17 protein-coding genes are annotated in these 17531 nt (G+C 62.1%); 4 read left to right on the forward strand and 13 right to left on the reverse strand.

Annotated features, from left to right (window positions below; all coding sequences use genetic code 11):
- Positions 1–36: 36 nt before the first annotated feature.
- Positions 37–1260 carry a hypothetical protein gene (locus VGG89_07050; GenBank protein HEY1976281.1) on the forward strand — a complete coding sequence of 408 codons (1224 nt, stop codon included), beginning with the start codon at positions 37–39 and terminating at the stop codon, positions 1258–1260.
- On the opposite strand, the gene VGG89_07055 is transcribed toward VGG89_07050, so the two are convergent.
- Genes VGG89_07055 through VGG89_07070 form a run of 4 tightly spaced genes read right to left on the reverse strand, consistent with a single transcriptional unit; the run spans position 1152 to position 4034 of the window.
- Entirely contained in the window at positions 1152–1772 is a 621-nt protein-coding gene (locus tag VGG89_07055) for an ABC transporter permease (GenBank protein HEY1976282.1), read from the reverse strand. The two genes, VGG89_07050 and VGG89_07055, sit on opposite strands and share 109 nt — an antisense overlap.
- Positions 1769–2560, reverse strand: coding sequence for an ATP-binding cassette domain-containing protein (locus VGG89_07060; GenBank protein HEY1976283.1), 792 nt, complete (start codon positions 2558–2560; stop codon positions 1769–1771). Before VGG89_07060 ends, VGG89_07055 begins: the two co-directional genes overlap by 4 nt.
- Entirely contained in the window at positions 2557–3435 is an 879-nt protein-coding gene (locus tag VGG89_07065) for a glycine betaine ABC transporter substrate-binding protein (protein HEY1976284.1), read from the reverse strand. The genes VGG89_07060 and VGG89_07065 overlap by 4 nt, the downstream gene beginning before the upstream one ends.
- The gene (locus VGG89_07070) at positions 3435–4034 is read right to left on the reverse strand and encodes an ABC transporter permease subunit (GenBank protein ID HEY1976285.1); all 600 of its coding nucleotides are present in this window, start codon (positions 4032–4034) and stop codon (positions 3435–3437) included. Before VGG89_07070 ends, VGG89_07065 begins: the two co-directional genes overlap by 1 nt.
- A 39-nt stretch (positions 4035–4073) precedes the next feature.
- Between VGG89_07070 and ppk1 the strand changes: the two genes are divergently transcribed.
- Complete coding sequence (gene ppk1 / locus VGG89_07075; protein ID HEY1976286.1) at positions 4074–6188, forward strand: polyphosphate kinase 1; 2115 nt, start codon at positions 4074–4076, stop codon at positions 6186–6188.
- Positions 6189–6423: 235 nt separating this feature from the next.
- The gene (locus VGG89_07080; protein HEY1976287.1) at positions 6424–9246 is read left to right on the forward strand and encodes a TonB-dependent receptor; all 2823 of its coding nucleotides are present in this window, start codon (positions 6424–6426) and stop codon (positions 9244–9246) included.
- A gap of 10 nt (positions 9247–9256) precedes the next feature.
- On the opposite strand, the gene VGG89_07085 is transcribed toward VGG89_07080, so the two are convergent.
- A complete protein-coding gene (locus VGG89_07085) occupies positions 9257–11113 on the reverse strand; it encodes an alkaline phosphatase family protein (GenBank protein HEY1976288.1) in 1857 nt (618 codons plus the stop codon).
- 134 nt (positions 11114–11247) lie between these two features.
- Between VGG89_07085 and VGG89_07090 the strand changes: the two genes are divergently transcribed.
- The gene (locus VGG89_07090; protein HEY1976289.1) at positions 11248–11853 is read left to right on the forward strand and encodes a hypothetical protein; all 606 of its coding nucleotides are present in this window, start codon (positions 11248–11250) and stop codon (positions 11851–11853) included.
- 59 nt (positions 11854–11912) lie between these two features.
- On the opposite strand, the gene VGG89_07095 is transcribed toward VGG89_07090, so the two are convergent.
- From VGG89_07095 to VGG89_07130, 8 genes are read right to left on the reverse strand one after another with little or no spacing between them, the layout of a single operon-like run.
- Positions 11913–13010: an SMP-30/gluconolactonase/LRE family protein gene (locus VGG89_07095; GenBank protein ID HEY1976290.1), complete on the reverse strand. Its 1098-nt coding sequence runs from the start codon at positions 13008–13010 to the stop codon at positions 11913–11915.
- The gene (locus VGG89_07100) at positions 13010–14110 is read right to left on the reverse strand and encodes a hypothetical protein (GenBank protein ID HEY1976291.1); all 1101 of its coding nucleotides are present in this window, start codon (positions 14108–14110) and stop codon (positions 13010–13012) included. Before VGG89_07100 ends, VGG89_07095 begins: the two co-directional genes overlap by 1 nt.
- Before the next feature lie 50 nt (positions 14111–14160).
- Complete coding sequence (locus VGG89_07105; protein HEY1976292.1) at positions 14161–15309, reverse strand: cystathionine beta-lyase; 1149 nt, start codon at positions 15307–15309, stop codon at positions 14161–14163.
- Entirely contained in the window at positions 15309–15770 is a 462-nt protein-coding gene (locus tag VGG89_07110) for an EVE domain-containing protein (protein ID HEY1976293.1), read from the reverse strand. The genes VGG89_07105 and VGG89_07110 overlap by 1 nt, the downstream gene beginning before the upstream one ends.
- Before the next feature lie 60 nt (positions 15771–15830).
- Positions 15831–16685: a sulfurtransferase gene (locus VGG89_07115; GenBank protein ID HEY1976294.1), complete on the reverse strand. Its 855-nt coding sequence runs from the start codon at positions 16683–16685 to the stop codon at positions 15831–15833.
- Complete coding sequence (locus VGG89_07120; GenBank protein ID HEY1976295.1) at positions 16685–17044, reverse strand: glutaredoxin domain-containing protein; 360 nt, start codon at positions 17042–17044, stop codon at positions 16685–16687. Before VGG89_07120 ends, VGG89_07115 begins: the two co-directional genes overlap by 1 nt.
- Positions 17045–17046: 2 nt before the next feature.
- Positions 17047–17283, reverse strand: a complete 237-nt coding sequence (locus VGG89_07125) for a BolA family protein (GenBank protein HEY1976296.1) — start codon at positions 17281–17283, stop codon at positions 17047–17049.
- Complete coding sequence (locus VGG89_07130; protein ID HEY1976297.1) at positions 17280–17480, reverse strand: hypothetical protein; 201 nt, start codon at positions 17478–17480, stop codon at positions 17280–17282. The genes VGG89_07125 and VGG89_07130 overlap by 4 nt, the downstream gene beginning before the upstream one ends.
- Positions 17481–17531: the final 51 nt, after the last annotated feature.

Raw genomic sequence — 17531 nt, forward strand, 5'->3', positions numbered from 1 at the left:
TTTCGCTTGGTGAATTGGGCGGGTACAGGAACGCCCATGGAACAGCATTCGGTACCCTTCGAGCCGATGCGCGTGCCAAGCGAGTCGTTGCTCCCTTCGCTCGTCCATTTCAATCGGCTGATGGGCGATCACGGCATCATTCAGTTTACGCGCGGCCGGACGCCCGATCTCGATTCGGGTTTCTGTCTCGACGACAACGCACGCGCGCTGCTCGTTGCGGTGGCGTACTTGCGCGAAGGGCAGGCCGATCCGGTTGCCGAGCGCATGGGCGAGCTCTGCATCGAGTTCTTCGCCGACGCCTCGCGCGACGCGCCGTGCTATCACAACGTGATGGACAAGGACGGCGAGTTCACCGACGAGTGCGCGTCGCCCGAATCGGTCGGACGGTTGATTTGGGCGCTCGGCGTCACCGCGACGTGCGCGGTCGACGCCCGATGGCGCAACGCGGCGTGGCAACAGCTTGCGAACATCTCGCACGCGGTCGGCGCGTTGACGTCGACGCGAGCGCGAGCCTATGCGATGCTCGGACTCGCCGCGCTCGTCGACCCCGATACCGCCGCGCCGATCCGCCCCGTGCCCGATCGTTCGAGCGATCCCGACGTGCACCGATGGGCGCGTGAAACGCTGTACGCCATGGCCGCCTCGATGCGTTTCGAGTTCCTTCGTTCGGCCGAACCCGGCTGGATGTGGTGGGAGCCCGAACTGACGTACGACAATGCGCGGCTACCCGAGGCGATGCTGCGCGCCGCTTCGGCGTTGCGCGAGCCGTCGTTCGGCGAGACCGGCCTCGAGTCGCTGCAGTTCTTGGTCGAAGTGACGCAGCCGTCGGGCATGTTCGTACCGGTCGGTGCGCCGGGCTGGTATCGCAAAGGACAAGAGCGTCCAATTTACGATCAGCAGCCGCTCGAAGCCGCTGCGATGGTCGACGTGTTCCTCGCCGCGGAGCGCTGGCAGAACAACGTTTCGTATCGCCGCGACGCCCGGGTGGCATTCGAATGGTTTACCGGTAACAACGTCGGCGGAGTTGCGTTAGCCGACGTAGACGTCGGTTCGTGTTACGACGGTCTGACGCGCGACGGCCTCAATCAGAACATGGGTGCCGAAAGCACGCTCGCGTATCTGCAAGGCGCGCTGTTCTTGCGCGAAGATCCTCACCCGAAGACGTTACGCGCGCGCCGCTCCACCAGCCGCAGCAAGGCGTCGGCGACGATCGCCAGCATCGATGCCGCGAGACTGCCGGCAACGATCATCGACGACTGATGCAACGTCAAGCCGTTGAAGATCAGGACGCCTAAGCCGCTGGTTCCGACGTAGCCGCCGAGCGTCGCGATCGCAATCGCGGCGATCGCCGCGACGCGAACGCCGCCAATCATCACCGGAAGCGCTTGTGGAATTTCGACGCGCCACAGGATCTCCGCGGACGACATCCCCAGCCCACGCGCGGCGTCGACTTGCGCGCGATCGACGCCGTTGATGCCGGCCACGACGTTGCGAGCGAGCATGAACTGCGCGTAGAGAACCAGCGCGACGAAGATGGGCGCGGGCCCGAGGCCGAAAAGTTCGACGAGCACGGCCAGCAGTGCGAGGCTGGGGATCGTGTAAAGGGCGCCGAGCATACCGAGCAGCCACGACGCGATGCGCGGGCGCCGCGCCGCCATCAGTCCGAGAGGAAAGGCGACCGCGCAGGCGACGACCAATGCCGCCGCTACCAGCTCGACGTGCGCGGCGGAGAGCGCTAGCACTCGCGCGGGATGCTCGATCAGATAGTTCACCGTTGGCGCATCTCGGCGCGCACGTGAAGGAAGTATTCGCGGTAGAGTGCGTCGCCCGAGTGGAAGAGCGTTCGAACGTAATCGCTTTCGGGGCGGTCGAGCAGCTCCGATGGTTCGCCGATCTGCACGACGTGGCCCAACTGCATCACCACGATGCGGTCGGCGAGCAACAGGGCTTCGTCGACGTCGTGCGTGACGAAGAGCGTCGTGGTCTGCAGATCGCGCACGATGCGCAGCAGCTCGCGCTGCAGCTCGGCGCGAACGAGCGCGTCGACCGCACCGAACGGCTCGTCCATCAGCAGCGCGCGCGGGCGCGCGGCGAGCGCGCGAGCGACGCCGACGCGCTGCGCCTCGCCGCCCGATAGCTGGCGCGGTTTGCGATCGCGATAGCGTGCCGGATCCAGATCTACCATCGCGAGCAGCTCGTCGACGCGAGCGTCGATCTCGTCGCGGCTCCAGCCCAGCAGCGAGGGAACGACGCCGACGTTAGCGGCGACCGTCATGTGCCCGAACAGGCCGACGGCTTGAATGGCGTAGCCGATGTTCCGGCGCAGCTCGACCGGATCGGTCGCCGCGACGTCGCGGCCAAAGAACTCAACGGTGCCGGCGTCGAGCCGAACGAGACGGTTGACGGTGCGCAGCAAAGTCGACTTGCCGCATCCCGACGGCCCGAGCAGCACGATCAGCTCGCCCGGCGCGACGTCGAAGGTAATGTCCTCGACGGCATGGCGGTCGGCGCCGGCGTACTGCACCGTCGCGCTCGCGAAACCAATCGCGACGTCGCTCAAACGGTCTTTCCGGCGAGAAACGCCGCCGCGACGTCGGCGGGATCCTTGTGATCCGACTCGACCGCGGCGTTCATATGCTGCGCCGCGGCATCGGTGATGCGCGGCGATACCGCGTCGAGCACGATCGCAATCTTCGCATGCGCGGCGAGCGTCTGCTGCCGCACGACCGGCGCGACGTTATAGGGCGACCATAAATGGCGATCGTCGCGCAAAACGACGAGTTGGTTCGTCGCGATTGCTCCGTCGGTCGTGAACGCGCTCGCAACGTCGGCTTGTCCGTCCAGCAGCGCTTGGTACTTCAGCGCGATATCGTACGTGCGAACCTGTGCGAAATGGAAGCCGCCGTACGCGCGCTGCAGCCCGGGCAGCCCGTCGGCGCGCGCGAGGAACTCTTGAATCGTCGCCAGGCGCAGCGACGACGCCTTGGCCGCCAAATCCGACAGCGTGGCGATGCGTTCGCGCGCCGCGACCGCCTTCGTCGTCGCCAGCGCTTGCGAATCGTTCATCGGCGAGGCCTTGAGCCAAACGATATCGTACCGCTTGGCGAACTCGCGCGAGACGGTCGCGTAGACTGCCTGCGGATCTTGCATCGGCGGTCGTCGCAGGACGTCGATGAGCGCGGTTCCGGTGTATTCGGGATAGAGATCGATGTCGCCGCGCTGCATCGCGGCCATCGCGATCTGCGTCGAACCCAAGTTGAAGCGCCGTACGACGTTAAATCCACCCGCTTCGAGCGCCTGCGCGTAAATTTCCGCGATGACGAACGACTCGGTAAAGTTCTTCGATCCGACGCGGATCGACGAACCCGAGCCCGCACAGCGCGCGAGCAGCGGAAGCGTCGCGAGCGTCGCGAGCGCGTGCCGGCGCGTAAGCATCACGCGCGTGCCTCCAGGACGCGACCGACCGCGCCCAACGCGAGTTCGACGGCCAGCGCCAATACGGCGACGGCGATCGCACCCGCAAGTAATACCGCCGGATCGTTGGTCTGCAGTCCGCGCACGATATCGTCCCCCAGTCCGCCGGCGCCGATGAACGTGGCCAGCGTAGCACTTGCAATCGTCTCGATGGCGGCCGTTCGAACGCCTGAGAAGGAGACCGGCAGCGCCAGCGGCGCGACGACGCGGAAGAAGCGGCCCGTTGCGGTCATTCCCATGCCGGCGGCAGCGTCGAGAACGCCGGCCGGCACGCCGCGGATACCGAGATCGACGGCGATCACGATCGGCGGTATCGCCAGCAGCGCCAGGGCGATGATCGCCGGCGTAGCACCCACGCCCAAAAGCGGCAGCAGAAGCATCAGGACGGCCAAGCTGGGAAGGGTTCGCCCGACGCTGGCCAGCCCGAGCGCCAGACCGCGGAACGAGCCGAAATTTCCGGCCAGCGCACCCACCGGAAGGCCGACCGCCAGCGCCAGCGCCATGGCGGAGCCCGCTAGTCCGAGGTGCGCGACGGCGTGGGCTGCCAAGTCCGTCCACATAGGCTCGTAGTGTTTTGCTCCTCCGAAGCGAACCCTACGATGCGCATGATCGCCAAACCCAATCGACCCGAATCCGCCGTACCGGCCATCTCCCTCGACGATTCCTCGCTGTACATCAGCCGCGAGCTCTCGTGGCTGGAGTTCAACGACCGCGTGCTCGAGGAAGGCCTCGACGCGCGCAATCCGCTCCTCGAGCGGGTGAAATTCGTGGCGATTTACGGAACCAACCTCGACGAGTTCTTCATGATTCGCGTGGCGGCGATCAAGCAGCAGATCGAAGCGCAGGTCGTGCGGCGCTCCGACGACGGCCGGCTGCCGGCCGAACACTTGGCTGCGATCTCGGAACGGCTGCACGCCTCGCTGCTGACCCAGATGCGGCTGCTCAACGACGAGTTGCTGCCGGCATTAGAAGCCGAAGGCATTCGTATTCGCCGCATCTCCGAGCTCGACGAGGAGACGCAGCTGGCGCTCGAGCGGACCTTCGACGAGAACGTCTTTCCGGTACTGACGCCGCTAGCCGTCGATAGCGGTCACCCGTTTCCGTACATTTCAAATCTGTCGCTGTCGCTGGCCGTCGAGCTCGAAGAGTCGACGCGCGACGGCGTCGATCTCCACTTTGCGCGTGTGAAGATTCCCCCGACCTTGCCGCGATTCGTGGGGATCGAGTCGGCGCCGCCCGGCGAGCGTCACTTCGTGCTGCTCGAGGATCTGATCGCCCATCACCTCGACGGCCTGTTCCCCGGCATGCACGTACGCGATGCCTACCTGTTCCGCGTGACGCGCGACGCCGACCTCGACCTGCAAGAAGACGAAGCCGACGACTTGCTGCGTGCGATCGAATCCGAGTTGCGCCGCCGCCGCTTCGGCGAACCCGTTCGCTTGGAAGTCGAGCGTGGGATGCCCGAATACATGCGGGATCTGCTCTGCGAATCGCTCGATCTCTCGCACCTCGATTCGTACGAAATCGACGGGCTCATGGCCGTCAACGATCTGTGGCAGATCGTCAACTTGCCGGATTACGAGCAGCTGCGCGACAAACCGTTCATGCCGGCGATTCCCAAGCGGCTCATCGGCGCTACGGATATGTTCGCGGCTATTCGAGAAGCCGACATCGTGCTCCATCATCCGTACGAGTCGTTCGATCCGGTCGTGCAGTTCGTTCAGCAGGCGGCCGTCGACGAAAAGGTGCTCGCTATCAAAGCGACGCTGTACCGAACCTCCGGAAAGAACTCGCCGATCGTTCGCGCCCTGCTGACGGCGGCCGAGAACGAGAAACAGGTCGCGGTCGTCATCGAACTCAAAGCGCGGTTCGACGAAGAGAACAACATCGAATGGGCCAAGCGCCTGGAGCGCGCCGGCGCGCACGTCGTTTACGGTTTCGCCAACCGCAAGGTACATGCCAAATCGCTGCTGGTCGTTCGTGAAGACGAAGACGGGCTCCGCCGGTACATGCACTTTGGTACAGGTAACTACAACGAGAAGTCGGCCCGTTTGTACACCGACTTGAGTCTCCTGACGTGTCGCGCGGAACTCGGGGCCGACGTTACCCAGCTCTTCAACGCTCTGACCGGGTTCTCGAAGGTCACCGATTACGAAGATTTATGGGTGGCTCCCGTAACCTTGCGCCGCGAGATCCTTTCGCTCATCGAGCGCGAAACCGAACATGCGCGCGCAGGGCGTCCGTCGGGCATTCGCGTGAAACTCAACCATATCAGCGATGCTGAGGTGATCCGCGCGCTCTATCGCGCATCGCAGGCTGGTGTATCGATCGACATGCTGGTCCGCGGCATGTGCGTGATTCGGCCCGGCGTCCCCGGCGTCAGCGAGCGCATCCGCGTGCGCAGCATCGTCGGCCGGTTCCTCGAGCACTCGCGCATCTATAGCTTCGAAAACGGCGGCGATCGAGAAGTCTACATCGCCAGCGCGGACTGGATGGGGCGCAACCTCGACGGCCGCGTGGAGATTGCGACCCCCGTACTCGATCCGGTCATCTCCGAAACGATCAGCACGCAGATCCTATCGGTGCTGCTCGCCGACAACGTCAAGAGCCGTGAACTCATGGAAAACGGCAGCTACAAGCGCCTCACGGCCGGTTCGGGCGAGATGCCTATCGACGCGCAGCGTGTCTTCTTGACGCAAGCCCAAGCATTGTAGCGGCCTGCAACGCTGTCTCCTTGCGATTCTCCTGTCGATCGGGCTCGCGTCGTGCAGTCAGAATCTCGACGCGAAGTATAGACGGAGTTCCCAACCATTGAGGCCTTGCGCGTCTTCTTAACGCAAGCACAAGCCCTCTAAAAGGACTCCTTAAGTCTGGAACTCTTACGCTGCTACCGTGGAGAACTTTTGCTTTAAGACGCTTTTGCGTACGGCTTTGCTGTTTTCAATCTTCATGAATCCGTGGCTAGGGTGCGGCCTGGCGCTGCCCACAGCCGCGCAGCCGGTGCCCTCCGGTTCGATCGCCGGAACCGTCGCCGATAGCTCCGGCCAGCCGGTATCGGGCGCGCACGTGAAGCTCGCCGGACCGCGATCTTACGATGCCGTTACCGACGCCGCCGGGAAATACGCTTTTCCCGAGGTCGCGGTAGGCTCGTACTCGATCACGGTTTCCAAAGCCGGCTTCCAAACGTACTCGCGTACGAACGTCGACGTCGGAGCCGGGATCAAGACCGGCGTCGACGTGGCGCTCGCCGTCGCGACCCTGCAAACGATCGCCGTCGTCGCCAGTTCGAGCGGACAAGTACACTTCAACACGACGTCGGCTTCGGTCGGAATCGTAACGACTCAAGACTTCGCCAACCAAGCGCAGAACCAGGTCTTCCAAGTGCTCAATCAGATCCCCGGAGTTCAGATCTCGCTGGCCAGCGGATCGACCAACGGGGCCGCGCCCGGATCTGTGACGGTGCCGACGATCCGCGGCGCCGCGTCCTACGAGACGGCGTCGTTTATCGACGGCCACGCGGTGGCAACATCGAGCTACGGCGACTACATCACGAGTTATTTGAGCCCGTTCCTCTTCAGCAATATCGAGGTCGTGAAGGGTCAAGGCGCTTTCGGCGTCGAGGTCAACGGCGCGATCAACGGTGCGCTCAACTTTAGAACGCGCAATCCCACGGCGACTCCGGCGCCGGACTTCGAGTTCGGGGTCGACAACCACGGCGGCGGGTGGAGTGACGTCGCGATCTCGGACTCGATCCTCGACGGACGGCTCGGCTTCGTCGTCGCACTGGCCAACGTTAACTTGCCGTCGGCGCTCAACGGCACGCAGGTCCTGATCGATCCGAGCGGCGGTAATGCCGGTTCGCCACGCGGCCCGGCGCTTTCCGGGAACAAATCGTATTCGAACGTCGCCAATACCGAAAGTAACATCCAAACCGGCTATTCGCTGCTCGCGTGCTGCTATACGCTGACCTCCAACTTCAATAACCTCTCGGAGCTCTTGAAGCTGCAATACCGGATTTCGCCGACCACCGTCGCGACGGTAAGCTATCTCGACGGGCAGACGACGACGGATCAGAACGGCAACACCGGCAACATTACCGAGGCGGTCTTCCAACCCGGCGCGGATTACAAAGGATCGTTAGCAGCCGGTCCGCACGCCGTCGATTATGTCTTTCCTGGTTCGCCGAACGTCCTCAATAACGTCGAGCCGATATTCCAAGCGGAGGTTAGCTCCGGCGTGGGAGTCGATACGCTCGTCGCGCGGTACTATCACGCGTCTATCTACCGGGCGACGCAGCAGGGCGAGAATTCGAGCATCCTCGATCCGTATCCGCTAACGCTGTTCGGGGCGTCGGGTTCGCGCTCGAGCAGCACTGCGACGTACAACGGTACGACGCTTCCCGTCTATTTTCAGGATTACTTCAACGAAACTGAAGCCGATAAGCTCGGCGGCTGGTCGTTCGAGTACGACCATCCGTTCGACTCGCAAAACCAGTTGATCTTCAGCATCGATCAGAACACCACGCAGTCGCAGTCGTACGAGCAATCGACGTTCACGAGCGTCTTTATTCCGCAAGGTTCCTCGCAGTTGTTCACGACCTTCCACCTTCAAGGTAACCTGCAGCTGTCGCCCCAGGTGACGGCAACGCTCGCAGACTATGCCAACGTGTATCGCAGCACGTACGCGACCTCGTGCCCGTTCTCGGGCGCATATTCGAACTGCTCGATCGGCGGCGGGAACGTGACTTTCGCGACGACGACGACCGGCCACAACGATCCGCGCGCCGGCTTCGTGTGGCAGCCGAACTCTAACGTGGCCGTGCGATTCGGCGCCGGAAGCGCCATCGCGCCGCCGTACCTGGATCTGCTGAGCCAAATTACCGCGAACGTGGCGACGTGGGACCAGCAGACCGGCATCGCGACCCTTACCAGGAACAGCGGTCAGCTGCGCCCGGAGACGGCGTTCGGCTACGATCTCGGCACGGATTACCGGTTCCACGACTCATCGATGGTTGCGTCGGCCGACGTGTACGAGAATAATCTCTTCAATCATTACTTCGGCGAAACGACCGCGAGCGGCCTGACGTGCGCCCAAGTTTCCTATATGTGCGTCTCGAGTTCCGGGAAGAAAGCGCCCGGAACGACGCCCATCTACTACGCGCTCAATACCAACATCAGTAACTTCCGCTTTCAGGGTATCGAGCTGAGCCTCAGGCGCTCGCCGCGTGTCGGCTGGGGCTTCAACCTGTCCGGCGCGCTGCAGCGCGGCTACGTATTCAATCTTCCGAAATACTTTTATTGCAGCAACCCAGGACCGAAGTGCCAGTATAACCAAAACCTCAACATCATTGCGAACCAAAACCTCAACGGCGAAGGCATCGGTAGCGTATCGTACTCGCCATACTTTGGATTCGGCAGCACGGTCGGATCGCTCAACACGCGCATCCCGTACGCGCAAGGGAACGCGTCACTCTCATACACGTTTGGCAATTCGGCCTATGCGATGGTGGGCATGACGCTGTACGGACACAATAACTCATATGGTGAGCCGGCGTTCGGCCTCGGCTACGCAACCGTGCGCTATCCGATCGCGCCGTACACGGCGTTCCAGATTTCCGGAAACAACATCTTCAATGCCTGGCCCGCGGTCATTCCGGTCTACGGCGGCGGCGTATCGATACCGTTGGCTAATGGAGGCACTGCCGCGACGTTAGGCAACGTGGCCGGCCCGGCGACCTGGTCATTCGTTGTTACGAAGAACCTCGCGCCCTAAGCGCGCGCCGTTAATCGCGTAACGCCGGATCGGTGGGGTGCGTTCCGTACCAGTCCAGGTCGGCGTCGACGAGAACGGCCAGCGGATTACCGGCATCGACGGGAACGTAGCGCAGCGGCGTCTGAGCGAAATCGAAGCAGTCGTCGAGTGCGTCGGAGCGAGCATCGCTGGTGTGCAGCGAACCCAGGTTCCAGTTGGCCTCGATGAAGTGCAGCAGACTGCCCATGTAATGGTCGCGGTGCGACACGTAGCCGCGCCGCGCGTATGGTGAAACGATGACCAGCGGAATGCGGAAACCGGCTTCAAAGGCATTGAACGTGTGCGGCTTCACGTGGTCGTACCAGCCGCCCCAGTCGTCGTAGGTGAGAACGACGACCGAGTTCTTCCAATACGCGCTCTTGCCGATTGCGTTGAAGACGCTCGTGACCCAGCGCGGTCCGTTGCTGCTCGGAACCTTCTGTCCGGCATGATCGGAGTTTGCGAACGTTCCGATGACGTAGGAAACCGCCGGCAGCGTGCCGCCCTGGATATCGCTGAAGATCGTCGTTTCCGGGCTGACGACCTTGTTGGTGAAGTCGCTGCTTTCGTAGATGTGCTTGACGACCGAGAAGCTGGAGACGTAGCTCGTGCGCGACGCCGCGTCGATGTAGAGTTTCCAGGAGACGCCTTTGCGATCCATGAGATCGGCAATTGTTTGGAAGTCGAAGCACGAATGGTATTGCTTGTCCTCGCGCCCGGTGTCTAAGTTGACGGCCTCTCCCGTTCCGGGTCCCGCGCAGCTCTGACCGCCCTGCGGGTTGTCGGCGGCGTAGTATTCGGGGTCGTCCGCATCGATCGGACCGGACGCGCCGGCGACCGGGAAGAGATGCCCGGCAAAGCTTTGCGAACGATGGTCGGCGAACATGCGGTCGGCCAGCACGCCTTCCTTCGCGAGCTGCCAATACGGACGCACGTCGGACTTCTCCGCGTACGAGTACGCGAAATCGTCCGGGGCTCCGGATCCGTAATCGATGGCGATCTTATCGAATCCGTCCAACGCGCCGTCGTTATACTCGGTGAGCCACGTGTGGTACGTGTGTGAAGGATCCCACGGCGTCATGAGATGGACGGCACGCAAGTCGACGTGCTTGCCAGAACTGGTTAAGCCCGACGACACCGTGTCCGCTCCGGGATACCCGTGAAACAGGTTATCGAGCGTGCGGTTCTCTTGAAGCACGATGATCACGTGTTCGATCTTGCTCGGAGCGACCGGCGTCGGCGACGGCATAGGTGACGGTGTGGGCGTTCCCGATGCGAGCGAAACGTCGTCGACGTACGCGCCGATGTAGTCCTTGGGATAACCGTTGCCATGAACGTCGAACTGCAAGTCTACTTCACGGCCGGCGTAGGCGCTGACGTCGACGCTCTTGGGTTGCCACCCCGCGGTGTTGGCGGCTTCCTGATAAAGGGTGGCGACGGGTTTGCCGTCGGGACCGAGCAGCGACGCCGACTCCCAAGCGTACTGCAGCGTGTCGGTCGTGGTGGCATTGAGCCAAAACGATAGCCGTCCGTATGGCGGAATCGTTACGCGTTGGCAGACCGCGGCATCGCCCTTGAGCTCGGGCGTTCCCAGCGTGCCGCCGAACTCGGAATAGGAACCACTATGGGAGGCGCGCTTAGTGATTGACGCGGCCACGGTTCCGCATTGCTTCCAGTACGAAAAGCCGCCCGATTCGAAGCTGGGATCGGCAACGACGTTACTGCTCGCCGGCGCCTTGGCCGGGACGGCCGCGCCTGCAACTCCCAACACGTGAGGCGTACCGCAAGCTGTGGAGAAAACGATCGTCGACATCGTAACGGCTTCCAGCATGGCGCGTAAACGAATCATAACGTCCTTTCCGAGCGAAAAATCGTGATTCTTCCGTACGCTGCAAACGCCCCCTAGTGAAACACGCAACAAACGAAATCATGGCTTAAATACTTCATAAGCAGTCGTTAGCATGAACGTGCGATACTCTGCCCATGAAAAATCTTTGGATCGCCGGCGTCGCCATTTCGGCGTCGCTCTTCATGACGGGCTGCGGTGGTCAGTCCGCAATAGTACCGCCTCCGCAATCGCCTTATGCGGTGACGGCGCCGTCGGCAACGGCGAACGCTATCAAGAACGCCTGCTTCGCCGGTCTCACCGGCTGGAAGGCAGTGAAGGGCGTAGGTGCCGACAAATCCAATCCGGCCAGCGGCAGCGTCTCAGCCGTCAAAGGCGGTTATAAGACGTGTAAGGGTGCGGCCTTTGCCGGTACGACGAAGAATCCGGCTCCCAACGGTTTTTGGGGCGTGTCACAAACCGTCAAAATGACGAAAGCCGGAAAGCTGAGCTGGTGGTATTGGGGCGGATCGACCGATCAGCTCAAATACGGCGACCAGGAAGTCGATGTCGTCATGAACGGTAAGACCGTCGATCGCTGCTACAAGGAACTCGTGACCAATCCCAAGACCGATTGGAAGCTGGGCACCTGCAGCCTCAAGAAATACGCCGGTAAAACGGTAACGCTGGAGTTCGGCGTCTACGATAACGGCTACAGCGGCGTGTACGACTACTGGTACGTCTCGGACGTCACGCTGGAGTAACCTCCAAGGAAAGCGAGTCGTAAAAGGGGGCCGCGCCGGCGGGGCCGGTCCCTTGGGCGCTAATATTGTTCCGAAAAAAGCAGCGCGGTAGGATGTGAAATGCCGCGCGTAATCGTCCGCCTCAGTTTGCCGGTTCCGCGATTATATTCCGTGACGGTATTCGCGGTGTAGTTGGCGACGTACAGGAATCCGGCCGTATCGAACGCCAGCGCGTCGGGACTGTGAATGCCTTTGGTGATCGTGAGTTTCGGCGACGTGGCTCCAGGGGCAAAGACCGCTATCGAAGCGCTATTCTTCTTTTTGCCCCGAACGTTTGCAACGTAGAGGTTGCCGTCCGAATCGAAAGCGAGGGCTGCTGCCGCGCCGATGCCGTTGGTGATCGTTTGGGACGGAGCCGTTGCGCCGGGAGGATAGACCACCACGTTGCCGATCGTCGACTTCGGATTGTTGGCCCGCGGATCGTTTCCGACGTACAGATTGCCGGCTGAGTCGAACGCGAGATCATTCGGAAACCGCAAACCGTCAAATATGATGCTGTTTGCCGACGTCGCTCCGGGCGCGTAGATCGCAATCGACGATCCGCCGGAGTCGTACGCGTCCCCGGGGAAGGCGGCTACGTAGAGATTGCCCGAAGGGTCGAACGCGAGCGCTCGAGGCAGGTCACTACCGTAAGGATAGATGTTGAGATTGCGTGAAACGGTGCTTTTCCCGGGCGCGTAGACCGCAACGCCGGCGGCGCCCGCGACGTAGAGGTCGTTTGACGTATCGAACGCTAGGGATCTAGGAAGCCACACACCGTCGGTGATCGTGCGCTTTAATGCTGCACTCGAGGAAGAATAAACGGTAACCGAACCGTAAGTCGAGGACGGAGCGGACGATCCGCGGCAGCAAGCGTTTGCGACGTAGAGATTACTTGCTGCATCTAATGCAAGCGCTGTCGGACGATTGACGCCGACGCTGTAAGTTCGAGCCAGCTTGCCGGCGCTATCGGAGTACACGGTAACGGAGTTTCCACCGTTGTTTGCGACGTAGAGATAGCCGCTCGCCGAACGCGCCTGCCGAATTGCGGGAACCGTGCTACCTCCGAGCGCGCTCGAAGCTAACGGGCTCGAGCAACCGGCCGCGATGACGAGGAAAAGCAGTAAGACGTTTCGCATCACTGCGACCCGAAGACGATTTGCACCGGTTGGGCGAGATCGCGCTCGATGGTTCGAAGCGGCGCCGATTGCCCGGGTGCATACACGGTTACCGAGGAGTCTACGTAGTTGTTCTTGTTGTTGTACGGGCCGTAGTTCGTTACATACAAGTACCCTGACGGGTCGACGGCAATCGAACTCGGATGCACGAGCCCCGAAGTGATCGTTCTCTCTGCCGTCGAGCTTCCCGGCGCGAAGATGCTTATCGACTGCGGGAGATCGGCGCGGCACTGCAACGAGTAGAGCCGGCGTGCGGTATCGGTCGCTAGCTGGCAAGGATTGAGCCCGGAAATTTCGCGTGCCGGGTGAGTGCTGCCGGAAGCGTAAACGTCGACGACGCCTTGACTGCCATTCCCGAAATAATAGCTGACGTAGACGTTGTTCGACCGATCGATGGTATAGGTACCGATTTTGGCTGCTTTAGGCAGGTGCTTGATAATACGCAGCGGCAGCGTCGAGCTCCCCGGCGCAAAAACGAGCAGCGCGTTGTCGGTTTGAACGTACAGGTTGTCTTTTGAATCTACGGCAAGCCGACCTGGGACAGACGCACCGGTGGAGATTTCACGAACCGCAGACTTCTTACGTGCGTACTCGATGACGTAGTTGTTCAAACGCTGGTAGGCAACGTAAAGGTTCCCGCGATGGTCGAACGCCATGGAGTTTACCAGCTCCGCGCCGTAGGTGATATTTCGCTGAAGCCGTTTACTGCCGGGTGCAAAGACGTTTATGGAATAGGGCGTCGTCGCCGCACCTGCCGGCCCTTGAGGAACGAAAAGTGCGCCCCTCGCATCGAGCGCAATAACGTCACCCAGCTCGACGGTGGAGGTGCTCGCGAAGGTACGCCGCGGGGTTCTGCCGTTCGGCGGAAAGACGACCACGCTTGGAAGCTCATCGCTCCCCGAGGCGAATCCGGAGTTTGCAACGTACACGTACGGAGCAGAAGGCTCGACGAGAGCACGCGCGTGCGCGACGCGCAGTGAACCGCTCGCAACTGAAGGAGTGACGCCCGAGCATGATGTCAGCGCGATCGGCAAGGCAAGCAACCACGCAGCGCGATTCATGACGGTACTACAGTTCTCGCGCCGCGGGCGGGCGCCTTGAGTCTTTGCGACTACTCGCGTAACTTCGTCAGCGCGCGCTCCAGATCGGCGATGAGATCTTCGGTCGACTCCAAGCCGATGGAAAAGCGCACGATGCGGTGTTCGTAGCCGCGAATTGTGTACGACACGGCGAGGCTCGTGACGCCCGCCCAGCTGTAACCGACTTCGAACAGCTCGAGGGCGTCGACGAACGCGAAGACTTGCTCTTGCGTGGGGCCTGGCTTAAAGACGACCGAGAACACGCCCGACGAGCCGGTGAAATCGCGCTTCCAAAACTCGTGACCCGGACACGACGGCAGCGCCGGGTGCAGCACGCGCTCCACTTCAGGGCGCTGCGACAACCATCGCGCGATCTCCAGTGTGGAGCGCTCGATTGCGGAGAGCCGCACCGCGAGCGTCTGTAGGCCGCGCAGCGCGAGGCTGCAGTCGTCGGGCGACGCGTTATAACCAAGCACTTGATGTGCGGCGCCGAGCTTTTCGTAGAGTGCGGCGTCGCGCACCGTCACCGTTCCGAGCAGCAGATCGCTGTGACCTCCGACGTATTTCGTGAGCGCTTGCATCGTCACGTCGACGCCCTGCGCGAACGCATCGAGCAGTACGCCCGCGGCCCACGTGTTATCCAGCGCGACGATGACGCCGCGCGCGTGCGCCGCGGCGACGATCGCCGGAACGTCCTGCACCTCCATCGTGATCGATCCCGGGCTCTCGACCCAAACCAGGCGCGTGTTCTCGCGCATGAGCTCGCCGATGCCGCTTCCGATCAGCGGATCGTAGAACGTCGCCTCGACGCCGAAGCGCGACAACAGCGAATAGGCGAGCTTGCGATTGGGCGAATACGCACTCGTCGGCATCAGCATGTGGGCGCCGCTCTCGAGAAGCGCAAACGAGATGAGCGCGATGGCCGCCTGCCCGCCCGGCACGATTACGGTCCATTCGCCGTCCTCGAGCTCGCAAACGCGCGCGGCCAGTTCGAGCGCCGTCGGCGTTCCGTATAAGCCGTACGTGTAACCGGCGCGATGCTGGTTCCAGTCGTCGTCGACCGATGCGGCCGAAGGAAAGATCGTCGTGGACCCGCGGTACACCGGCGGCACCAGCGAACGGTAGCCTTCGGGGATCTTCGCATCGGAGTGAATGAGTTTGGTCTGCCAGGTTTTCTTCATCACGCGCCCCCCTTAGCGAGCTCTCGCACGATGTTCCATTCGTGCGGCATGACCGGCTGCACGGAAAGCCGCTGCCCGCGCTTGAGCAATGCCATCCCGACTAAGCGCGGATCCTCGCGCATTCGTGACAGCGTGACCGGCTGCGCGAACGTTTCGACGAACTCGACGTCGACCATCATCCAAATCGGTTTATCGGGTTTCGCGCGGCCGTCGTAATACTCGCCGCCCTTTTCGAACTGCGTGAAATCGGGATACGCTTCTTTCACGACGCGGCAAACGCCGACCGCGCCCGGCTCGGCTATACTCGAATGGTAGAAGAGTCCTAAGTCGCCGAGTTTCATCTCCATCATGTTGTTACGCGCTTGAAAGTTGCGCACGCCGGACCACGGCGTCGTTCGATCTTTTTGCAACTGCTCGAACGAGAACGCGCTCGGTTCGGTTTTGAAAAGCCAGTACCGCAACGAGCTCCCCTTTCTAGCGGGCGCAACGGCGTGACAGAACTGTTCGAGAGGCTGTAAGTGTTAATCCGCCCCGGTCGCGATAGGTCGCGACGGATCGGCGATCCATTCGCTCCACGAACCGCCGTAGACCGGCGTTTCGCCCAGGCCCGCGTGCATCATCGCCAATTGATTCACGGCGGCGGAAACGCCCGATCCGCACTGATGGACGACGCGCTGCGGATCGACGGAAGAAAACTCCGCGACTAAGTCCGCCGGCGATTTGAGCGAACCGTCGTCGTTGAAGTTTTGCTTGAACCACCGATTGCGCGCGCCGGGAATATGTCCGGCAACCGGATCGACCGTTTCGTTTTGCCCGGCGAAGCGGTCGGCCGCGCGCGCGTCGAGGATTTGCAGCTCGTCGGAACCCAGATGCGCGCGCACGTGTTCCACGTCGACGATGAGGCCGGGCCGTACGCGCGCTCGAATGTTGCCTTCGCGCCGCGGCTCGGCCGGCGCCGCGCTGACCGGACATCCGGTCTGCACCCACTTTGCGTAACCGCCGTCGAGAACCGCGACCGCATCGTGTCCGATCCAGCGAACCAGCGACCAGCAGCGCGCTGCGAACATATCGGCGCCTGCGTCGTAGGCGACGATTTGCGTGTCGTCGTCGACGCCGAGTCCTCGCAAGAAGCGCGCAAAGACCTCGGGATCGGGCATTGGATGACGGCCGTTGCGGCCCGTCTTCGGCCCGGCGAGATCGTCTTCAACCGCCGCGAAGAACGCGCCGGGAATGTGCCCCTCGTCGTAGAGGCGCTTTCCCAAACTAAAATCCGCCAGCGCATGCCGGCAGTCGATCGTGACGACCTTGGGATCGCCCTTCGACAAGCTCAGGATGAGATCGCGCAGCTCGTCAACCGAGACGATCGTCGTAAACACTAGCGAAGGTTGATCGTCTGTTTCGGCGCCGGCTCTTGTCCGCCGAACGCGTCCTTGAGGACGGTTTGCAGCTCGCCGTTCTGCGCCATCGGTCCCAGAATGTCGGTGTCGCCGTAGAACTTACCGCTGATGAAGATTTTCGGCAAGGTCGGCCAATCGGTTATCTCGGAAAGCGCCTCGCGCTTGGGAACGTTCTCCAGCACGTCGATGACTTCGAACGGATAGCCGAAGTGATTGAAAAACTCGATCGTCTCGAGCGTGAATCCGCAGCGCGGCGCGGTCTTGGTGCCCTTGCCGTAAACGCAGATCGTATTCGCCGCGACCTCGCGCGCGATCTCTTCTTTGAAGTCCTCTGCCATGGTTAGTTCTCCGGTATGATGGTTTTGAGCTCGACGGCGTGAATGCGTCCGTCTTTGTGCGCCGCCTTGAGCGCGTTGTATACGAGCCGATGCTGCTCGATCAGCGTTTTGCCTTTGAACCCCGCCGAGCGCACCGTCACGTTGAAATGGTCCATCGTTCCCGTCCGGTCGACGACGGTGACGTCGGCGTCGGGAAGCTGGGCGCGGATCAGATCGGTCAGTGCGATGTCGTCGATCATGCGTTTAGGCGCGAGCGAGCGTTTAGCGCTTCGGTTAACCCGCGGGCTTCGCTGAGGGTTTCGGGCAAGCGCGTCGCTCCCTTGGCTAAGGCCGCGGTGACGCCGGAAGCGAGCACGACTCCGGACACGCCCAGCAACAGCGCCGGAACGCCGGTCGCCCGCAAGGGGCCGACCTCTAGCGTGAACGTTTTCGTCACCCGCGAGACGCCTCGAAAAAACGCGCGGACAAAAGCTGCTCTCTTATTCAT

It is taken from the genome of Candidatus Baltobacteraceae bacterium (assembly GCA_036488875.1).
GTDB lineage: Bacteria > Vulcanimicrobiota > Vulcanimicrobiia > Vulcanimicrobiales > Vulcanimicrobiaceae > JAFAHZ01.